We start from the raw sequence: 17491 nt of genomic DNA on the forward strand, positions 1-17491 counted from the left end.
ACCGCCGGCTACCGGCTCGACCTGGCCGCCCTCGAGACGGCGTTCGCGGCGCGCCCGGCCGCCTACGTGCTGGCCAACCCGCACAACCCCGTGGGCCGCGTGCACACCCCCGAGGAGCTGGCCGCCCTGGTCACCCTCGCCTCCGAGTACGGCGTGACGATCATCAGCGACGAGATCCACGCCCCGCTCGTGCTGCCCGGCGCCACGCACACCCCGTTCCTGAGCATCCCGGGCGCCGAGGCGGTCGGGGTGAGCCTGGTCTCGGCCAGCAAGGCCTTCAACCTCGCCGGCCTCAAGTGCGCCGCCGTCGTCGAGGGCACCCGCGACCTCGCCGTCCGCTTCCCGCCCGACGCCCGCTGGCGCACGGGCCACCTCGGCATGCTCGCTACCGTGGCCGCCTTCACCGCGGGCGACGCCTGGCTCGACGAGCTCCTCGCCTTCCTCGCCGAGCGCCGCGCCCAGCTCGCCGGACTCCTCGCCGACCGCCTCCCCGACGTCACGTGGCGCCATCCCGAGGCGACCTACCTGGCCTGGCTCGACTGCCGCGCGCTCGGCCTCGGCGACGACCCGGCGGCGGTGTTCCTGGAGAAGGGGCGGGTGGCACTGGAGCCCGGCACCCGGTTCGGCACCCAGGGCGCCGGCTTCGTCCGCCTCAACTTCGGCACCAGCGCGGAGGTTCTCGAGGAGGGCATCGAGCGGATGGCTCGCGCGCTCGGCTGAGCCGCGCATTGTTGTCCATTTGGCGCAAACCACTCACTGTCGTCGCGAGCGCGCCGACGATCCGTCCGGGAGCTACTTTCTCGGGGGGACAGGATGGCACAGCGCTCCGGCGTGCTCGGCAAGGTGAGCGTCCGTACGAGCATCGGCCTGCTGGTGACCGTCACGGGACTGCTCGCCGTCGTGGTGGGCGGGATCAGCCTGTGGCGGATGGACACGATCGCGGACAGCGCCACCGGGATCCACACCCGGGCGTTGCTGCCGGCGACCGACGTCGGTGTCCTGCGGGAGCAGGTCTGGACCCTGCGCTACGAGGGGCTGTCCGCGGCGACGGCGACCACGGCCGACCTGGCCACGGCGGCCACCGGCCGGGCCACCGCGGCGCAGGAGCAGATCGATGCGACCGTCGCCCAGCTGCGCGAGCGTGATCTCGCCGCGGCCGAGCGCGCGTCCCTCGAGGCGTTCGCCACCTCCTGGGCGGAGTATCAGACGCTGCGCACGCAGGCGGACCAGCTCAAGGCCGCCGGCCGGCTCGAGGACTGGAACGCCCTGCGCAGCGGGCAGCTGCAACCCAAGATCACCGAGGCCCTCGGGCACCTCAACGACCTCGTCACCGGCACCTCGGCCGCCGGGCAGGCCGCCCTGGCCGAGTCGCGGCACGACTACAGCGTCGCCCGGGCCACCGTCCTGGTGGTGCTGGCGGCCGGGCTGGCCCTGGCCGTGGTGCTGGCGATGCTGGTGGCCAACGGCGTCGTCCGGCCGCTGGCCCGCTTCCGCGAGGTGCTGGACGCGGTCGCGGAGGGCGATCTCACCCGGCGGGCCGACATTCGTACGGGTAATGAGTTCGGTGCCATGGCCACGGCGCTCAGCCGCGCCACCGAGCGGATGCACGGGGCGTTGCGGACCCTCGCGGCGAGCAGCGGCACGCTCGCGGCCCGTGCCACGCAGCTGCAGGCCGCCGCCGGGGAGCTCGTCGGCGGCGCCGACCGTACGTCCGGCGAGGTCGGCGCCATCGGCGGCGCCGTGACCGAGGTCAACGCCCGGGTGGCCGCCGTGGCAACCGGCGCCGAGGAGATGGGCGCCTCGATCCGCGAGATCGCCGTCAACGCGGGCGAGGCGGCGAACGTGGCCCAGGAGGCCGTGCACGCCTCCACCACCGCCGAGGAGCTCATGAACCGCCTGGGCCGCTCGTCCACGGAGATCGGCGACGTCGTCAAGGTGATCACGGCGATCGCCGGCCAGACCAACCTGCTGGCCCTCAACGCGACGATCGAGGCGGCTCGGGCCGGGGAGAGCGGCAAGGGCTTCGCCGTGGTCGCCGGGGAGGTCAAGGATCTCGCCCAGGAGACCACCAAGGCCACCGAGGACATCAGCCGGCGGGTGGCGGCCATCCAGGCGGACACCGGCACGGCCGTCGCGGCGATCACCGAGATCACCGAGGTCATCGGCCGCATCAGCGACTACCAGACGACGATCGCCTCCGCCGTCGAGGAGCAGAGCGCCACCACCAACGGCATGGCGGCCGACCTCAGCGCGGCGGCCGGCGGAACGGACCGCATCGGCAGCGGCATCGGCGAGGTCGTCGGCGTGGCGGAGGAGAACCGCCGCGGCGCCCACGCGACCCGGACCGCCGCCGACGAGCTGGCGCAGGTGTCGGACGAGCTCCAGGCCGTCGTGCACCAGTTCCGGTACTGACGCCCGCTGACGATCCTGTCCACCCGGCCGTCGTCCCCTTCGCACCTTTCGTGTCCTCCTCCGCGGTTCCGTGCGCGCTGTCCTGTTGTCGTCCGCGGTTCCGTGCGCACGTCCTGCCTCGTCCGCGGTTCCGTGCGCACTGTCCTGGTCTCGTCCGGGCTGTCCGTGGTCTCGTCCGCGCGAGGGGGAGCGGCGTGGGCGCTGCGGCAGTACCGTTGTTCTGTCGGCGTGGTTCCGCATGCGGGGGGTGTTCCGTGTCAACCGGTTCCGACCCGCACATGCTTGCCCTGTTGCGTGCCATCCGGCTGCGCCTGGCCGCCCCGGACGCCGTGGCAGCGGGCGCGGCCGATGTCGCCGAGGCCCTGAGCGGCGAGATCACCCGGCCGGGCGCCGAGCCCCGGGTCGCCGAGCCGCTGCATCCCGAGCTGATGATGCACCCCGAGTGGCCGGACCATCAGGAGACCCGGGAACTTCCCGCCGCCCACCCCTACCGCGACCTCTCCGCCCCGCGCATCCCGCGCCCCGAGGCCGAGCCCGAGACCACAGCCGTCCGCGCCGACCCCCGGGCCGGGTTCGGCACGCCGCCCGCCGATCCTCAGGCCCGCTTCGGCACGCTGCCGGCGGGGACCCCGCGCCCAGCCCCCGGCGGTCCGGCGGGTCCTGGTTCCATGAGTCCCGGTCCGGCGAGTCCCGGCCCCGGAAGCCCTGCCACGGGACCGGCCGGCGGATCGGGCGGGGGATCGGTGCCGGGGGCTGCCCTGCCGATCGTGGACGGCCCGGCGGCGACCACGGCTCCCGCCGGCACCGGGACGGGCGGTACCCCGCGGGCGCCCGTCGCGGACTTCGACCCCGGGCACCTGCTCGATCTGCTCCCCGACGACCTCAGCACCCAGGCCCGCGCCCGTGCCGCCCTGGCCGAGGCGGCGGGCCGGGTCTCGACGCCCGAGCACCTGCTGCCCCCGGTCACGACGCCCTCACCCCGGCCGGGTGCCGGTCAGCCCTCCCAGAGCCACCCCGCGACCGGCACGACCACTCCCGGCGCCGCGACGCCTGCGGGGACTCTTCCGGGCTCGGTGCTGCCCGGCCCGGCGGGCCCGCGCGGAACGGTTCCCGTGCCCGGGATGCCCTCCATCCCGCCGCTGCCCGCTGCCGCCGGGCCCGCGCTGCCGGGCGCCGGTGCTCCCGCGTTGCCCGGCTCGGGTGTGCCCGGCTCCGGCGTGCCCGGCTCCGGCGTGCCCGGCTCGGGCGTGCCCGGCTCGGGCGTGCCCGGCTCGGGCGTGCCCGGCGGTGCGTTGCCTGGCCTCGGTGGGCCCGGCTCCGGTGGCCCTGCGCTGCCGGCGCCACTGCTGCCGGGTGGTCTCGGCAGCCGTCCCGGCGCTGGGGGAACTCGTCTTCCCGCGGCGGGGGACACGCGTCTTCCCGTGGCGGGGGACACGCGTCCTCCCGCGACACCGCCGACCGGTACGACGCCGCAATCGGGTGCCACGCCGCAATCGGGTGCCACGCCGCAATCGGGTGCCACGCTGCCGTCCGGTGCCACGTTGCCGTCCGGTGCCACGCCGCCGGGCTCGCTGCCTGCTCGTCTGCAGGCCCCCGGCCTGCCGGTTCCGCTGCCCGGCTTTCCGCCGTCGCCGGCCACCGGGAGCGCCCCCGCCGCGGCAACCACCCCGGGCATGCCGGCTGTTCCTGCTGGCCAGGCCGCTCCCGGGGCGGCCGTCGTCCCTCAGGTTCCGGGGGCGCCGGTCTTTCCCGGTGCGGGCGGACGGCCGGCGGGCGGGGCCGCTCATGGCGTACCTCAGGGGTGGAATCCCGGTCTCGTGCCGGCGGCGTCGCTCGATCCCGTGGGGGGCATTCCGCCGATCGGGGGTCCGCGCCCGGCCGGGCCGATGTGGCCGGGTGACCCCGTCATCGCGATGCCGGGCGTGTCCGGACCGTGGGACGCCAAGCCCGTCGCCCCCGGCCGTCCCGTGCCCGCGCCCGACGGCATGAACCCGGCCGACGACGCCGCGCTGGTGGAGGTGCGTCGGCTGCTCGGCAACAGCCTGACCCTCGCCGGTGGCCCGGCCGAGGTGGCGGGCCGGTTGCGGGCGGCGCTCGTGCAGGCGCAGCCGGCGCTCTTCGCCGGGGTCCCGGGCAGCGCGGCCGCGCAGGTGGAGCAGCTCGCCGAGGGCCTGACCTGGCTCGTGCACCATGTCGATCAGCCGCCCACGCTCGTCGCCGGGTTCACGCGGCTCGGGGCGGCGCTGGCCGAGTGCGGGATCGCGCCGCAGCAGCTGCAGCTGGCCGGGGCCGCGCTGGCCGAGGCGATGCGGGCCGGGATGGCCGCGAACGGCTGGCGGCAGGACTTCGACCAGGCGTGGCGCTCGACGTGGCAGCACGCGTACGAGTGGGTGGCGCAGGGCATGACGGCCGCGCGCTACGAGCCGGTGACGTGGCTGGCCGTCGTCGTGTCGCACGAGCAGCGGCGGGACGACCTGGCGGTGATCCGGCTGCGGCCCTACCTGCCCATGCCCTACGTGCCCGGCCAGTTCGCCCGCGTCGAGGTCGCCGAGCTGCCCGGGGTGTGGCGGCCCTACTCGCTGGCCGGTGCGCCGCGCCGGGACACCATCGTCGAGCTGCACGTCCGCGCGAAGACGCTCACCGGCGTCAGCGGCGCCCTGGTGCACCGCACGCAGGTCGGCGACACCGTGCGGCTGTCGCGCGCCGAGGGCACGATGGTGCTGCCGCCCCCGGGCCCCGACGTGCTGATGATCGCCGGGGACACGGGCGTCGCCCCGCTGAAGGCGCTGCTCACCGAGCTGGCCGACACCGGCGACCCGCGGTCGGCGGTGTTGTTCTGGGGCGTGCGGACGCTGGACGAGCTCTACGACATCGAGGAGGTCGCGGCGCTCGCCCGGGCGGCGCGGCGGGCCACGGTCATCCCGGTCATCTCGGAGGGGCCGAGCGGCCCGTACGCGGCCGGGCTCGTCACCGACGCCGTCGCCGCGTACGGGGAGTGGTCCGGCCACGAGGTCTACCTGGCCGGACCGCCGTTGATGCTCGTCGCGGTGAGCGCCGCCCTCCAGGACCTAGGGGTCGACCCGGCGCACATCCACCACGACACGCCCGAGTAAGGCGACACGCCGCCGAAAAGACGCGCCCGAGGAGACGCGCCCGGCCGACGACGCGCCCGGCCGACAACGCGCCCGGAGGAGGGCACGCCAAGCGGAAGGCGCGCCGGGTGGAAAGGCGCGTCAACCAGAAGGCGCGTCAACCAGAAGGCGCGTCAACCGGAAGGCGCGCCGGGCAGGACCCGGCTCAGAGGAACGCCGACAACGCCTTCGCGTACGCCGGGGGAACGAACGTCTTCCCGCCCGGCATGAGCACCGCGGCCCGGTCGGCGGCGGCCCAGCCGGCAGCCGGGACCGCGGCACGCAGCGCGGTGACCACGGGCGCGTCCGCCCACTGCGGGTCGTCGGCCAGCATCGTCAGGGCGACGAGCGACTCCTCGACCTCGCCCACGCACTCGAACGGCTTGTGCGCGTCGATGCCCAGCAGCTCCAGGTAGCCCGGCACCTGCGCCGGGTCGGCGAACAGGTCGCGCCCGAAGATCCGGGTCAGCCGCTCGCGGGGCATTGCCGGCGCCATGGCGAGGGCCACGAAGCGGCACTTCGGGCAGTCGCCGCACCAGCGCGCCGTCGGGTCGTGCAGCTTGAACGCCTTGTTGCAGCTGGTCACCACGTCGTCGTAGCGGTCGAACCGCGCGTACAGCTGGGCGATGTGCAGCTCGGACAGCGACCGCAGCAGCGAGAAGTACGGCTCGGTGAGGCCGGCGTGCGCGGTCACGGCGGCCCGCAGCAGCCCCTCGGCGGCGACGCCCTTGGACCACTGGTGGTTGATCTCGTGACCGTTCCAGATCAGGTTGGGGTCGGACGCCGAGCGCTCGTTGGACATGACCACCGGCCCGAGCCCGTGCAGGACGGCGGTGGCGATGGCGATGAGCGAGTTGATCGCGGTCACCGGGATGTGCCCGTTGCGCGCGCCGGCCTTGTTGAGCTCGAACAGCTTCGGGTCGAGCTTGCGGCGCGCGGCGAGGGCCGGCAGCCCGGAGGCGGCGTTGACGTTCTCGATGACGTGGTTCGGGTTGACCGAGAAGGGGACCGGGTCGAGGCCCGCGGCCCGCAGGATCTCCAGGGTCACGATGGAGTCCTTGCCGCCCCCGACGGCGGAGAGCGGCCGCTTGTCCGCGTTGTCGACCGGAGCGGCGGGAGCGGAGACCCCCGGCACGTCGACGGAGAGCGACAGCACGTGCGGCAGCTGGTTCACGTACGCGTACTCGCCCAGCCCCTGGCTGTACACGGCGTCGAACAAGGCGGAGGCCTCGGCGGGGTAGGCCCGGGGCGCCTCGATCCGCGGCGGCGCGCCGACCTTGTAGTAGCTCACCCCGGCGACGACGTGCAACAACTCCAGCACCCGGTAGAAGGTGTCCGGGATGTCCCCGTCCGCGAGGGGGAACGTGATCGTTTCCGTGAACGAGAGCGAGTCCAGCGCGTAGTCGAACGTCGCGACGCCCGTCGAAGGGTCGAACGCGTACGAGGGAAAGCGCATCACATCGAACTGCACCCGCAGACTCCTGTCACTGGACCGACGGGCAATACTAGAGCGCGTCCGGCGGCCACGGCGACGCCGAGCCGGAGTCCAGGTTCGCGTCGCAAGTGGGCCGGGTGGTCGGATACCGGTGGTGTATCCGGCCGCCCGGACCGCGCAGCGAGGCGGAAGCTGGGCCCGGCGCGGGCCGTCGTGGCCGCCGGACGCGCTCTCCGATGCGACCCGACCCGAGGAGTATTCCTGTGCGCCTGGCAGACCTGCGCGGACGTTCCGTAGCCGTCTGGGGGACCGGCCGTGAGGGCCGCGCCGCCGTGACCGCGATCGCCGCGCACGCCCCGGCCCGGTTGATCGTCGTCGACGACAGCGTGAACTATCTGTCCGTACCGTGGGAAGGTGAGCTGGCGGCCCTCGCGCCGCTGGCCGGCGGCGACCACGCCTTCCCCGCTCTGGCCGCCGCGGACGTCATCGTCCGCTCGCCCGGCGTGCCCAACACGCACCCGTGGATGGCCGACCTCCGCGGACGCGGCATCACGATCACCGGCGGCAGCGCGCTGTGGATGGCCGAGCACGCGCGCACCACCGTCGGCGTGACCGGCAGCAAGGGCAAGAGCACCACGTCCGCGCTGATCAGCCACCTGCTGGCGGCGGCCGGGCGGCCCAACGTCTTCGGCGGCAACATCGGCGTCCCGCTGCTCGACCTGCCCCCTGCGGACCAGTACGTGCTGGAGCTGTCGAGTTACCAGTGCACCGACCTGACCGACTCGCCGCGCGTGGCCGTCGTGACGTCGCTGTTCCCGGAGCACCTCGACGCGCACGGCGGCGAGCGCGAGTACTACCGCGACAAGCTCAACCTGCTCGCCCACGGTCCGGAACTGATCGTGGTCAACGGCGCCGACCAGCGGCTGGTGACCGAGACGCTCGCCGTCCGGGACCTCAACGGCTTCGCGGCGATCCCGGCCGGCAACGAGGACTCGCGGTTCCGCGTCGAGGCGGACGGGTTCGTCTACTGCAGCGACGACGTGCTGTTCGCCCGGGACGAGCTGAGGCTGCGCGGCGCCCACAACGGCCGCAACCTGTGCGTGGCGCTGGCGGTGCTCGACGGCATGGGCATCGACGTGCTGGCGCTCAAGGAGGAGCTGCGCGCGGCCGTCGCGTCGTTCGAGGGGCTGCCGCACCGGCTCGCGGAGATCGAGGACCCGTCCGGGCTGACCTTCGTCGACGACACGCTGTCGACCAGCCCCTACGCGACGATGCACGCCATTGACGCGTACGCGGGAAGGCCCTTGACCGTCCTCGTCGGCGGCACGGACCGCGGCCTCGACTACGGCCCCCTGCGTGAGCACCTCGAGGAGAAGACGGTCACGGTCATCGGGCTGCCCGACAGCGGCCCCCGGATCCTCGAAGCGCTCGCGGGGCTCCCCGGCGTGCGCACCGAGCCGGCGGAGGATCTGGCCGACGCGGTGAGCCTCGCGCGCAAGCTGACCCCGCCCGGCGGCGCCGTCCTCCTGTCGCCGGGGGCGCCGAGCTACGGCCGGTTCCGGAACTTCGAGCACCGCTCCGCCGCTTTCCTGGAAGCGATCCAAAAAAGCGCTTAACCGGTTCGGGCAGAATTTTTGCCACGTTACGAAACGCCCTCGCCTGTTGCGAGGGCGTTTCGCGTTGGGCCCGAACGAGCCGGTCGGCCGAGGCCCGCCTGACCGGAAAGACGATGATCAAATCGGGTCAAACTCGGTCACGTGATGGCTATCACGTCCTACCGCACATTTGCCGATCGACACCCGTCAAACACCTCCGCCGTAACACGCATTCACGAAGATGCTCTTGGTAACGGTTTGAAAACTTCGCCCACAGTCTTGACACAGGGGGGCTCGCAGTAAGAACTTTTACCGCGACAGTTAATAGTCCTTCCTGAAGGGATGGCCCATGGTCGAGCCAGACGTGGACGGCACCGCCTCGACTGCGGTCGTCGACGCGCCTGTGCGCGACAACACGGGCGTCCTGCTCCGGGTGCGCACCCTGCTCCCCGAGTTCACCGGCGCGCTGCAGCGGGTGGCGGAGCAGGTCCTGAGCGACCCGGCCGGCGCGTCCCGCGCGACGATCGTCGAGCTCGCCGAGCGCAGCGGCACCTCGCCGGCCACGGTCACCCGCTTCTGCCGGGCGCTGGGCTTCGAGGGCTACTCCGAGCTGCGGCTGGGCATCGCCGCCGAGACCGGCCGGGCCCGCTCGGCCGGCTGGACCGTCGACATCGGCCGCGAGATCCAGCCCGGCGACCCCCTCGAACGAGTCCTCGCGCAGATCATGGCGGCCGACACCCAGGCGATGCACGACACCGCCGAGCTGCTCGACCTCGCCGAGGTGGAGCGGGCCGCCGTGGCGATCGCGGCGGCGCCCCGGGTCAACATCTTCGGGGCCAGCGGCAGCGCGCTGGTCGGCGAGGAGATGCAGTTCAGCCTGCACCGCATCGGCGTCGCGGCGTGGGCGTGGACCGACGTGCACAACGGTCTCGCGAGCGCGGCGCTGTCGCGTACGGGGGACGTGGCCCTCGGGATCTCGCACTCGGGCGAGACCGGCGAGACCATCGAGCTGCTCGCCGAGGCCAGCAGCCGGGGTGCCACCACCATCGCCCTGACCAGTTTCCCGCGCTCGCCGCTGGCGGAGCTGGCCGACATCGTCCTGCTCACCGCCACCCAGGCGACGACCTTCCGGCCGGACGCGCTCTCCGCGCGGCACCCGCAGCTGGTCGTCCTGGACCTCCTGTACGTCGCCGTCGCGCAGCGCACGCACGAGCGCTCCAACGCGGCCTTCCAGCGCACTGCCCGAGCCGTCAGCGGTCACAAGGCCGTGAAGGACGGCAGCCCCACCCCATAGAGCTTTCCCGGCTCCAAGCGCACCACCGTTCGGCACCGGATCACACCCTGAGGAGTAAGTGCATGACCGACATCTTGAAGCCCGAGGTCGACCGCCGGACGCTGCTGCGCCGCGCGGCCGCCGTCGGCCTGCTGGCCACCCCCGCGGTGAGCATGCTCAGCGCGTGCCTCGGCGGTGGCAGCAGCGACGACGACACCGCCGACAAGCCGGCCGGCGAGGTCTCGGCGACCAACCCGCTGGGCATCAAGGAGGACGCGCCGCTGGAGATCGTGATCTTCAACGGTGGCCTCGGCACCAAGTACGCGACCGACGTCGACATCCCGTCGTACAACAAGCTCTTCCCGAACTCCAAGGTCACCTTCAACCAGACCGAGGAGATCTCGACCGTCGTCCAGCCCCGGTTCACCGCGGGCGACCCGCCGGACATGATCAACAACTCCGGCTCGAAGCTCATGGACCAGGGCGCGCTCGTCTCGGCCGGCCAGGTGCAGGACCTGACCGAGCTGTTCGCGGCCCCGTCCGTGGACATCGCCGGCAAGACCGTCAAGGACACCCTGATCCCCGGCACCGTGGAGCAGGGCACGTTCAACGGCAAGCCGTACGTGCTCAACTACGCCTTCACCGTCTTCGGCCTCTGGTACTCCGGCAAGCTGTTCAAGGACAACGGCTGGACCGTCCCCACCACGTGGGCGGACTTCACGGCGCTGCTCGACAAGATGAAGGCCAAGGGCATCACGCCGTACGGCTACGCCGGCGCCAACGCCCCGTACTACCAGTACACGGCGATCCTCACCAGCGCCGCCAAGATCGGTGGCGCCGACGTCCTCAAGAACATCGACAACCTCGAGCCGGGCGCCTGGACCAGCGACGCCGTCAAGCAGGCCGCGGCGGCCTGGGCCGAGGTCGGCGCCAAGTACTCCAACAAGGCGTTCCTCGGCCTCAAGCACACCGAGGTCCAGCTCCAGCAGAACCAGTACAAGGTCGGCCTCTACCCGTCCGGCTCGTGGCTGGAGAACGAGCAGGCCAAGGACACCCCGGCCGGCTTCGACTACCAGCTGATGCCGATCCCGAGCGTCACCACCGCCGACAAGCTGCCCGTCACCGCCCTGTACGCGGCGGCCGGCGAGCAGTACTTCGTCGCCAGCAAGGGCAAGAACCCGCGCGGCGGCATGGAGTTCCTGCGGCACATGCTCTCCAAGGCCGGCGCCGTGGGCTTCACCCAGCTCACCAAGACGCTGACCGTCGTCGCCGGTGCCACCGACGGCATGGAGATCAGCGCCGGCCTCACCTCCGGCAACAAGGCGCTCGGCGCGGCCGGTGCCGACACCTTCAGCTTCCGCTTCGACACCTGGTACAAGAAGCTGGACGACGAGGTGCGCGCCGCGACCAACGAGCTGATGTACCAGGGCGGCACCGCCGACAAGTTCTGCGAGCGCATCCAGAAGGTCGCCGACGCCGTCAAGGCCGACTCCTCCATCGAGAAGTTCTCCCGCTGATTCCCCGGGGCCCGCGGTCTCCCGCCGCGGGCCCTTCCCCCATAGACGGACGGAGCTAGCACCATGAAGCACGGCAGGTACCCGTTCATCATCGGCTTCCTGATCGTGCCGGTGGCGATCTACGCGACGTTCGTCGTGTATCCCTACATCCAGGCCTTCAACCTGTCCTTCACCAACTGGCGCGGCTTCTCGCCGGACTTCGAGTACATCGGGTTCGACAACTTCACGAAGCTGTTCCAGGACAGCACGTTCTGGAAGGCCATCCAGCACCACATCGTGCTGCTGATAGCCATGCCGCTGCTGACCATCGCCATCGCGCTCTTCTTCGCCTTCCTGCTCAACGTGGGCGGCGGCAGCAAGGGCGGCCTGATGCGCGGCGTACGCGGCTCCTGGTTCTACCGCGTGATCTTCTTCTTCCCGCAGCTGCTGGCCCTCGCGCTGGTGGCGGTCATCTTCAACCGGGTCTACTCGCCGGACGAGAGCGGCCTGATCAACGGCCTGCTGCACCAGGTCGGGGTGGACCAGCCGGTGCTGTTCCTCGCGGACAAGAACCTCGCCCTGTGGTCGATCATCGCCGTGCTCGTCTGGCAGGGCGTCGGCTTCTACGTCGTGCTCTTCTCGGCCGGCATGGGCTCGATCCCCACCGAGATCTACGAGGCGGCGGCGCTCGACGGCGCCACCCGCGGCACCCTGTTCTTCAAGGTGACGCTGCCGCTGCTGTGGAGCACGCTGCAGGTGGCCTGGGTCTACCTCGGCATCGCGGCCTTCGACGCCTTCGCCCTGGTCAACGTCATGTCCGTGGACCGCGGTGGTCCCGACGGCGCGACCACGGTGCTCGGCCTCGAGATCTTCCGCAACATGCAGGACTACGGGCAGTACGGCTACGCCTCCGCGATGGGTGTCGTGCTCTTCTTCCTGACCCTCACGTTCGCCGCGCTGACCCTGCGGGTCACCCGGCGCGACACCGTCGAGCTCTGAGCCGGGAGCGTTCATCATGACCAACTCCACCGACGTGCACACCCCGGTGCCCGGCACCGTCGACTATCCCGGGAGCCGCAAGAGCCCGGCCGCGGCGAGCCACGACGCCAAGGAGGGCCGGCTCTTCAGCGGCTTCGCGCACATCGCGCTGGCCGTCTGGGGCATCCTCGTCATCGCGCCGCTGATCTGGGTGATCCTGGCGTCGTTCAAGAGCAACACCGAGATCTTCACCCACGCGCCGTTCAGCCTGCCGAGTTCGCTGTCCTGGGACACGTACAAGACGGCGTGGACCGAGGCCCACATCGGCCGCTACTTCCTCAACAGCGTGTTCGTCGTCGCCTGCAGCACCGCCGGCACGATGATCTTCGGCTCGATGGCCGCGTACGTGCTCGCCCGCTACAAGTTCTGGGGCAACCGCGCGATCTACTACCTGTTCGTCTCGGGCCTGGCGTTCCCGGTCTTCATGGCGATCGTGCCGCTGTTCCTGATCCTCAAGAACCTGAGCCTGCTCAACACGTTCACCGGCCTGATCCTGGTCTACATCGCGTACTCGCTGCCGTTCACGGTCTTCTTCATGACCGCGTTCTTCAAGACGCTGCCGAACAGTGTCGCCGAGGCCGCCGTCGTCGACGGTGCCTCGCACACCCGGCTGTTCTTCCAGGTCATGCTGCCGATGGCCAAGTCCGGCCTGATCAGCATCACGATCTTCAACCTGGTCGGTCAGTGGAACCAGTACCTGCTGCCGGTCGCCATCATGCAGGGCGCCGGCGCCGACTCGAAGTGGGTGCTCACCCAGGGCATCGCGAACATCTCGGTGTCGGCCGGTTACCAGGCCAACTGGGCCGCGCTGTTCGCCGCGCTCACCCTCTCGATGCTGCCGATGATCATCATGTACGCCTTCTTCCAGCGCCAGATCCAGGCGGGTCTGACCGCCGGCTCCACGAAGTAGCGCACAGCGGCGCCGCTCCCTGGTCGATCCCGGGGAGCGGCGCCGCTGCCCGGTCCCTGGTCGATCCCGCAGAGCGGCGCCGCTGCCCGGTCCCTCCCGGCCCCTCTTGGAGAGCGGCGCCGGTTTCGCGTCAGAGGCCGGGCACGTGGGAGCGCAGGAAGTACCACGCGGCGCTGCGCCGGTCGACCCGGTTGTAGAGCCCGACCCACGTCGCCGACACGCTTCCTCCCCGGCAGGTGGTCCGGTCGAAGGACCCGCCCGTCACGGCGAAGAGCGTCGGGGCGCCCCGCTCCCACTCGAACGTCGGGCCGCCACTGTCACCCCGGGCCGTACCGCCGTTGACCGACGTCACATAGGTCACCTGATCGGGCAGCCGGCACGGCGCCCCCAGGCTGCGCGGGCTCGCCACCCGCACCTCGGCCACCCGGGGCAGGCTCTGCCGGTCGCCGCGGCCGTCGGCGGTCTCCCCGAAGCCGTACACATAGGCATTGACCCCCGCCGGAAGCGGCCCGCCCGCGATCCGCGCCGGCGCGACGTCCTCGACCGGCTTGCTCAGCTTGAGCAGCGCGACGTCACCGACCCCGCTCCGCTCGTCGTAGCCACGCATGCGCCAGACCTCCGACGCCGTCCGGGTCTGCGCCTTGTTGCGCGCGCTGACGTTCACGAACACCTTGATCTTGCCGGCCCGGTACGGCTTCCCCTGCCGCTCACCCTTGTTGGTGCAATGCTGCGCCGTCACCACCCACCGGTCGGCGACCAGCGTGCCGGTGCAGTTGACGCCCCGGTCCCGCCAGCCGTCCTGCGCGAAGATCCGCACCACCGCGGGCGCCAGCGACTTGCCGCGCTTCGACGCGGAGAACCCGTCGACAATGGCCCCGGCCGGCGCCGCTGTGGCGGTGACGCAGGCCGTTCCGAGGAGCGCCGACCCCAGAACGGTGCCCGCCACCTTGCGAAAAATGCTCATAGCTACCTTCTTTCCGCTTCCGTGGCCTTTCCGGGGAAACGCTAGAAGGGCCGGAGCCGGTAGGCATCGCCCGTTCCACGGCATGCGTCCCGCCACTCCGGCGACCCCGAAGGTGGCCATGGCCCGGGCGGGCGTGCCGCCACGGCGACGCCGCTGGCATGACAATCCGTGATCGATGACTGGCGCTCGATAGCGGTCGCTGCTTCTCTTGGACACATACGGCGCCGCGGCGGCATCGTGAGTGCCCGTCATGAGTCACGGAAAAGCGTGACGTGGGCGCCCTCTGGGTCGCGAAGATCCACATCAGCGCCCGCGTGGAAGAGAAGATCAACTCAAAGCATCAGATCACGGCCGACGAAGTACGGGCAGCGGTCGAATGCGTCGAAGGCCTCGACTACAAGTACAGCTTCCATGAGGTGCGCGGCTGGCGTTGGCTGGTCAAGACACGAATCCGCGGCAGGCCGGTCATGGTGGTGCTCTACGAGGCGGCTGACCCGCTGGGTGACATCTATCGGCTCGGAGGCGCACATTTCACCGACGGCTAGCTCGCTCATGAGACGGGAGGCATGATGAAGACCATGCGCGACGACGACTTCTACGAGGAGGACGAGCCGGTTCAGGACCTGCTCGCAGAGTTCGACGGAGCTGCCGAGGGTGGCAAGACGCAGCGACCGCCACAAGGTCAGACGCAGTGGCTCGTCGTCGTCGGGGTTGCTTCCGACAGCTCGCATCGCGACCGGGACACGTCGAGATTCTTCGCTGCCTGATGGCGCCACCGCTCGACCTGCAGTTGATCCTCTGCGACGCGGCGCAAGCCGATCCGGCGTCGGGCAAGGTGCACATGCTCGGAGCTGGCTGGTCCCGAACAGCTTCGCCGGTGACCCATGCCGTGGTCGTTCTCGTCAAAGTGCCCTGGGAGCTACTCGATCGGCGCATCCCGCTCTCCCTCTCCTTGAGCGCCGCGGACGGAAGCGTGGTGTCGTTCGACACCCCGGACGGGCGCCGTGAGATCGCGGCCGACGGTGAGATCGGCACCGGGCGGCCGGACGATCTTCCGGCAGGAAGCTGTCTGGACGCCTCCTTCGCGCTCAACGTCTCGCCCCTCCCGCTGGCGCCCGGCCGTTACTCCTGGAGGCTGCGCTTGGCCGGCGAGACCCGATACGCGACTTTCACCGTCGAGGCGCGGTAGGGCGACGTCTGTCGCAGGTCGGGCAGTCGCCGATCTCCGCCGGTCCGAGTCGCTGGGCAACGTGCTGGAGCAACAAGCCGACGCCGCTGCGTGCTGGGCGACGCCGACCGATGACGAGGGGCGCGGTCTCATCGTCGCGGGGCGGCAAAGAATTGTCGTACCCCGGCGGCAGAATGAGTTCGTGCTGGTAGCCGTGGTTCCGCTGGACGGTGGTCGGCGCGGTGCTGGGCTGCTCCAGGCCGTGTCCGCCGACGGCACGGTGCTGTCCGCGCCCGAGCGGGTGGACGATCTGCCCGCTGCGATCGCCGAGCGCGAGCGGGAGGGGTCGCCGCGCTGGCTCTGGGCTGCCACGGCCGAGATCTATCCGCCGCTGCTGCGGGCCGGGGTGCGGGTCGCGCGCTGTCACGACGTCGAGCTGACCGAGGCGCTGCTGTCCGGGCATGCGGGCCGGTGGGGCGAGCCGCGGTCGCTGGCCGCCGCCTTTGCCCGGCTCACCGGGGCTCCCGTGCCGCCCGATCCGGTGCCGCGCAGTGCGGAGCCGCCCGGGTTCGCTCAGGCGGCGCTCTTCGAGACCGGGGCGGCGCCGCCGCCGGTTGCTCCGGAGCGTGTGCTGGAGAGCCTGGTCCGGGTCTATGCCGACCAGCATCGCCGGATCAACGCGCTCGCCGAGACGCCCTCGCCCGGGGCAGGCGCTGCCTTCGCCGGCCCGTTGTCCGCCGGCCCGTTGTCCGCCGGCCCGTTGTCCGCTGGGCCGTCGTCCGCCGGCTTGGCTGCGGCGGGTGGAGGTGGTGCGCCGGTCGTTGCGGGGCGGTCGGTGGCGTCGCGGAAGTTCGAGCTGCTCGTGGCGGCGGAGTCGGCGGGGGCGCTGGCCGGGGCGGAGATGGGGCATCTCGGGCTGCCGTGGCGCGCCGACGTGCACGATCGGCTGCTGCGGGAGCTGCTCGGGCCGCCGCAGCCGGTGGGGCCGCCCCGGCGGCTGGCCGAGCTGACGGCGGCGATCAATGACGCTTTCGGCGTACGGGGGCTGCATCCCGACTCCCCGGCCGAGGTGCTGCGGGCGTTCGCGCGCGCCGGGATCGACATTCCGAACACGCGCGCGTGGGTGCTGCGCAAGGTCGAGCATCCGGCCGTGGCGCCCCTGCTGGAGTACAAGGAGCTCTACCGCATCTGGACCGCGCACGGGTGGGCGTGGCTCGACGCGTGGGTGAGCGCGGGCCGGTTCCGGCCGGAGTACGTGCCGGGCGGGGTCGTCTCGGGCCGCTGGGCCACCCGGGGCGGCGGGGCGTTGCAGGTGCCCAAGGTGGTGCGCCGGGCGGTGGTGGCCGACCCGGGCTGGACGTTCGTGGTGGCCGACGCCGGGCAGCTGGAGCCGCGCGTGCTGGCCGCGGTGTCCGGCGACTCCCGGCTGGCCGCGGCGGGCGAGGCGGACGACCTCTATGCCGCCCTGGCCGCCGACTCCTTCGCCGGCGACCGCCCCAAGGCGAAGGTCGCGCTGCTCGGCGCCATGTACGGCCAGACCGGCGGCGCCGCGATCCCCGCCCTCGCCGTGCTGCGCAAGCGCTATCCGACCGCCTTCGAGTATGTGGAGGCCGCCGCGCGCACCGGCGAGGCCGGGGGGCTGGTGCGCTCGTGGCTCGGCCGCACCTGCCCGCCGTCCGCGAGTGCCTGGCGCGACGCCGGTCTCGACCCGCCCGAGGAGGTCGCCGGGAGCGCCGACGCACCTCAGGGCGGCGCGCAGGGACGGGCCCGCGGCCGGTTCACCCGCAACTTCGTCATCCAGGCGACCGCGGCCGAATGGGCCCTGGTGCTGCTCGCGACCCTGCGCACCGAGCTGGCGGGCACCCGGGCGGAGCTGGTGCTCTACGTGCACGACGAGGTCGGCATCCACTGCCCCAAGGAGGAGGCCGACGCCGTGGTCGCCGCGGTCCGCACGGCCGCCGACCGGGCCGGTCGCCTCCTCTTCGGGCACACGGACGTCCGCTTCCCCCTCGACGTCGCCGTCGTCGAGTGCTACGCCGACGCGAAGTGAGAGGTCGAGGGCGCCAAGG

14 protein-coding genes are annotated in these 17491 nt (G+C 72.1%); 12 read left to right on the plus strand and 2 right to left on the minus strand.

Annotated elements, in window-relative coordinates:
* From RBH18_RS15985 to RBH18_RS15995, 3 genes are all read left to right on the plus strand, one after another.
* Positions 1-720: MalY/PatB family protein (locus RBH18_RS15985; protein WP_306208424.1), on the plus strand; the 720-nt coding region annotated here is incomplete at its 5' end.
* 93 nt (positions 721-813) lie between these two features.
* Positions 814-2412, plus strand: coding sequence for a methyl-accepting chemotaxis protein (locus RBH18_RS15990; RefSeq protein WP_306208425.1), 1599 nt, complete (start codon positions 814-816; stop codon positions 2410-2412).
* Between the two features lie 254 nt (positions 2413-2666).
* Positions 2667-5525 carry a hypothetical protein gene (locus tag RBH18_RS15995; RefSeq protein WP_306208427.1) on the plus strand — a complete coding sequence of 953 codons (2859 nt, stop codon included), beginning with the start codon at positions 2667-2669 and terminating at the stop codon, positions 5523-5525.
* A gap of 184 nt (positions 5526-5709) precedes the next feature.
* Here the strand turns inward: RBH18_RS15995 and RBH18_RS16000 are convergent, their stop codons facing one another.
* Positions 5710-6999 (minus strand): hypothetical protein, encoded by a 1290-nt coding sequence (locus tag RBH18_RS16000; protein WP_306208524.1) that lies wholly within the window; start codon positions 6997-6999, stop codon positions 5710-5712.
* 242 nt (positions 7000-7241) lie between these two features.
* On the opposite strand from RBH18_RS16000, the gene murD reads away from it, so the two are divergent.
* The 5 genes from murD to RBH18_RS16025 all read left to right on the plus strand — a co-directional run bounded on the left by murD (position 7242) and on the right by RBH18_RS16025 (position 13290).
* Entirely contained in the window at positions 7242-8594 is a 1353-nt protein-coding gene (gene murD, locus RBH18_RS16005; RefSeq protein ID WP_306208429.1) for a UDP-N-acetylmuramoyl-L-alanine--D-glutamate ligase, read from the plus strand.
* Between the two features lie 328 nt (positions 8595-8922).
* Positions 8923-9867, plus strand: a complete 945-nt coding sequence (locus RBH18_RS16010) for a MurR/RpiR family transcriptional regulator (RefSeq protein ID WP_306208432.1) — start codon at positions 8923-8925, stop codon at positions 9865-9867.
* Between the two features lie 62 nt (positions 9868-9929).
* On the plus strand, positions 9930-11363 hold the full coding sequence (ngcE, locus tag RBH18_RS16015) for an N-acetylglucosamine/diacetylchitobiose ABC transporter substrate-binding protein (protein ID WP_306208434.1): 1434 nt from the start codon (positions 9930-9932) through the stop codon (positions 11361-11363).
* A gap of 63 nt (positions 11364-11426) precedes the next feature.
* Positions 11427-12341, plus strand: a complete 915-nt coding sequence (locus RBH18_RS16020) for a carbohydrate ABC transporter permease (protein ID WP_306208435.1) — start codon at positions 11427-11429, stop codon at positions 12339-12341.
* Positions 12342-12357: 16 nt separating this feature from the next.
* Entirely contained in the window at positions 12358-13290 is a 933-nt protein-coding gene (locus tag RBH18_RS16025) for a carbohydrate ABC transporter permease (RefSeq protein ID WP_306208437.1), read from the plus strand.
* A gap of 130 nt (positions 13291-13420) precedes the next feature.
* Here RBH18_RS16025 and RBH18_RS16030 read toward each other — a convergent pair whose 3' ends face one another.
* A complete protein-coding gene (locus RBH18_RS16030; protein WP_306208439.1) occupies positions 13421-14254 on the minus strand; it encodes a S1 family peptidase in 834 nt (277 codons plus the stop codon).
* Between the two features lie 272 nt (positions 14255-14526).
* Here RBH18_RS16030 and RBH18_RS16035 point away from each other — a divergent pair, with 272 nt between their 5' ends.
* The 4 genes from RBH18_RS16035 (at position 14527) to RBH18_RS16050 (ending at position 17472) form a co-directional block, all read left to right on the plus strand.
* Positions 14527-14799 carry a hypothetical protein gene (locus tag RBH18_RS16035; RefSeq protein WP_306208441.1) on the plus strand — a complete coding sequence of 91 codons (273 nt, stop codon included), beginning with the start codon at positions 14527-14529 and terminating at the stop codon, positions 14797-14799.
* A 33-nt stretch (positions 14800-14832) separates the two neighbouring features.
* Positions 14833-15021 carry a hypothetical protein gene (locus RBH18_RS16040; RefSeq protein ID WP_306208442.1) on the plus strand — a complete coding sequence of 63 codons (189 nt, stop codon included), beginning with the start codon at positions 14833-14835 and terminating at the stop codon, positions 15019-15021.
* Positions 15021-15443 carry a DUF6941 family protein gene (locus RBH18_RS16045; RefSeq protein ID WP_306208444.1) on the plus strand — a complete coding sequence of 141 codons (423 nt, stop codon included), beginning with the start codon at positions 15021-15023 and terminating at the stop codon, positions 15441-15443. Before RBH18_RS16040 ends, RBH18_RS16045 begins: the two co-directional genes overlap by 1 nt.
* Positions 15444-15723: 280 nt before the next feature.
* Entirely contained in the window at positions 15724-17472 is a 1749-nt protein-coding gene (locus tag RBH18_RS16050) for a bifunctional 3'-5' exonuclease/DNA polymerase (protein WP_372338922.1), read from the plus strand.
* Positions 17473-17491: the final 19 nt, after the last annotated feature.

The organism is Actinoplanes oryzae (genome assembly GCF_030757795.1).
GTDB lineage: Bacteria > Actinomycetota > Actinomycetes > Mycobacteriales > Micromonosporaceae > Actinoplanes.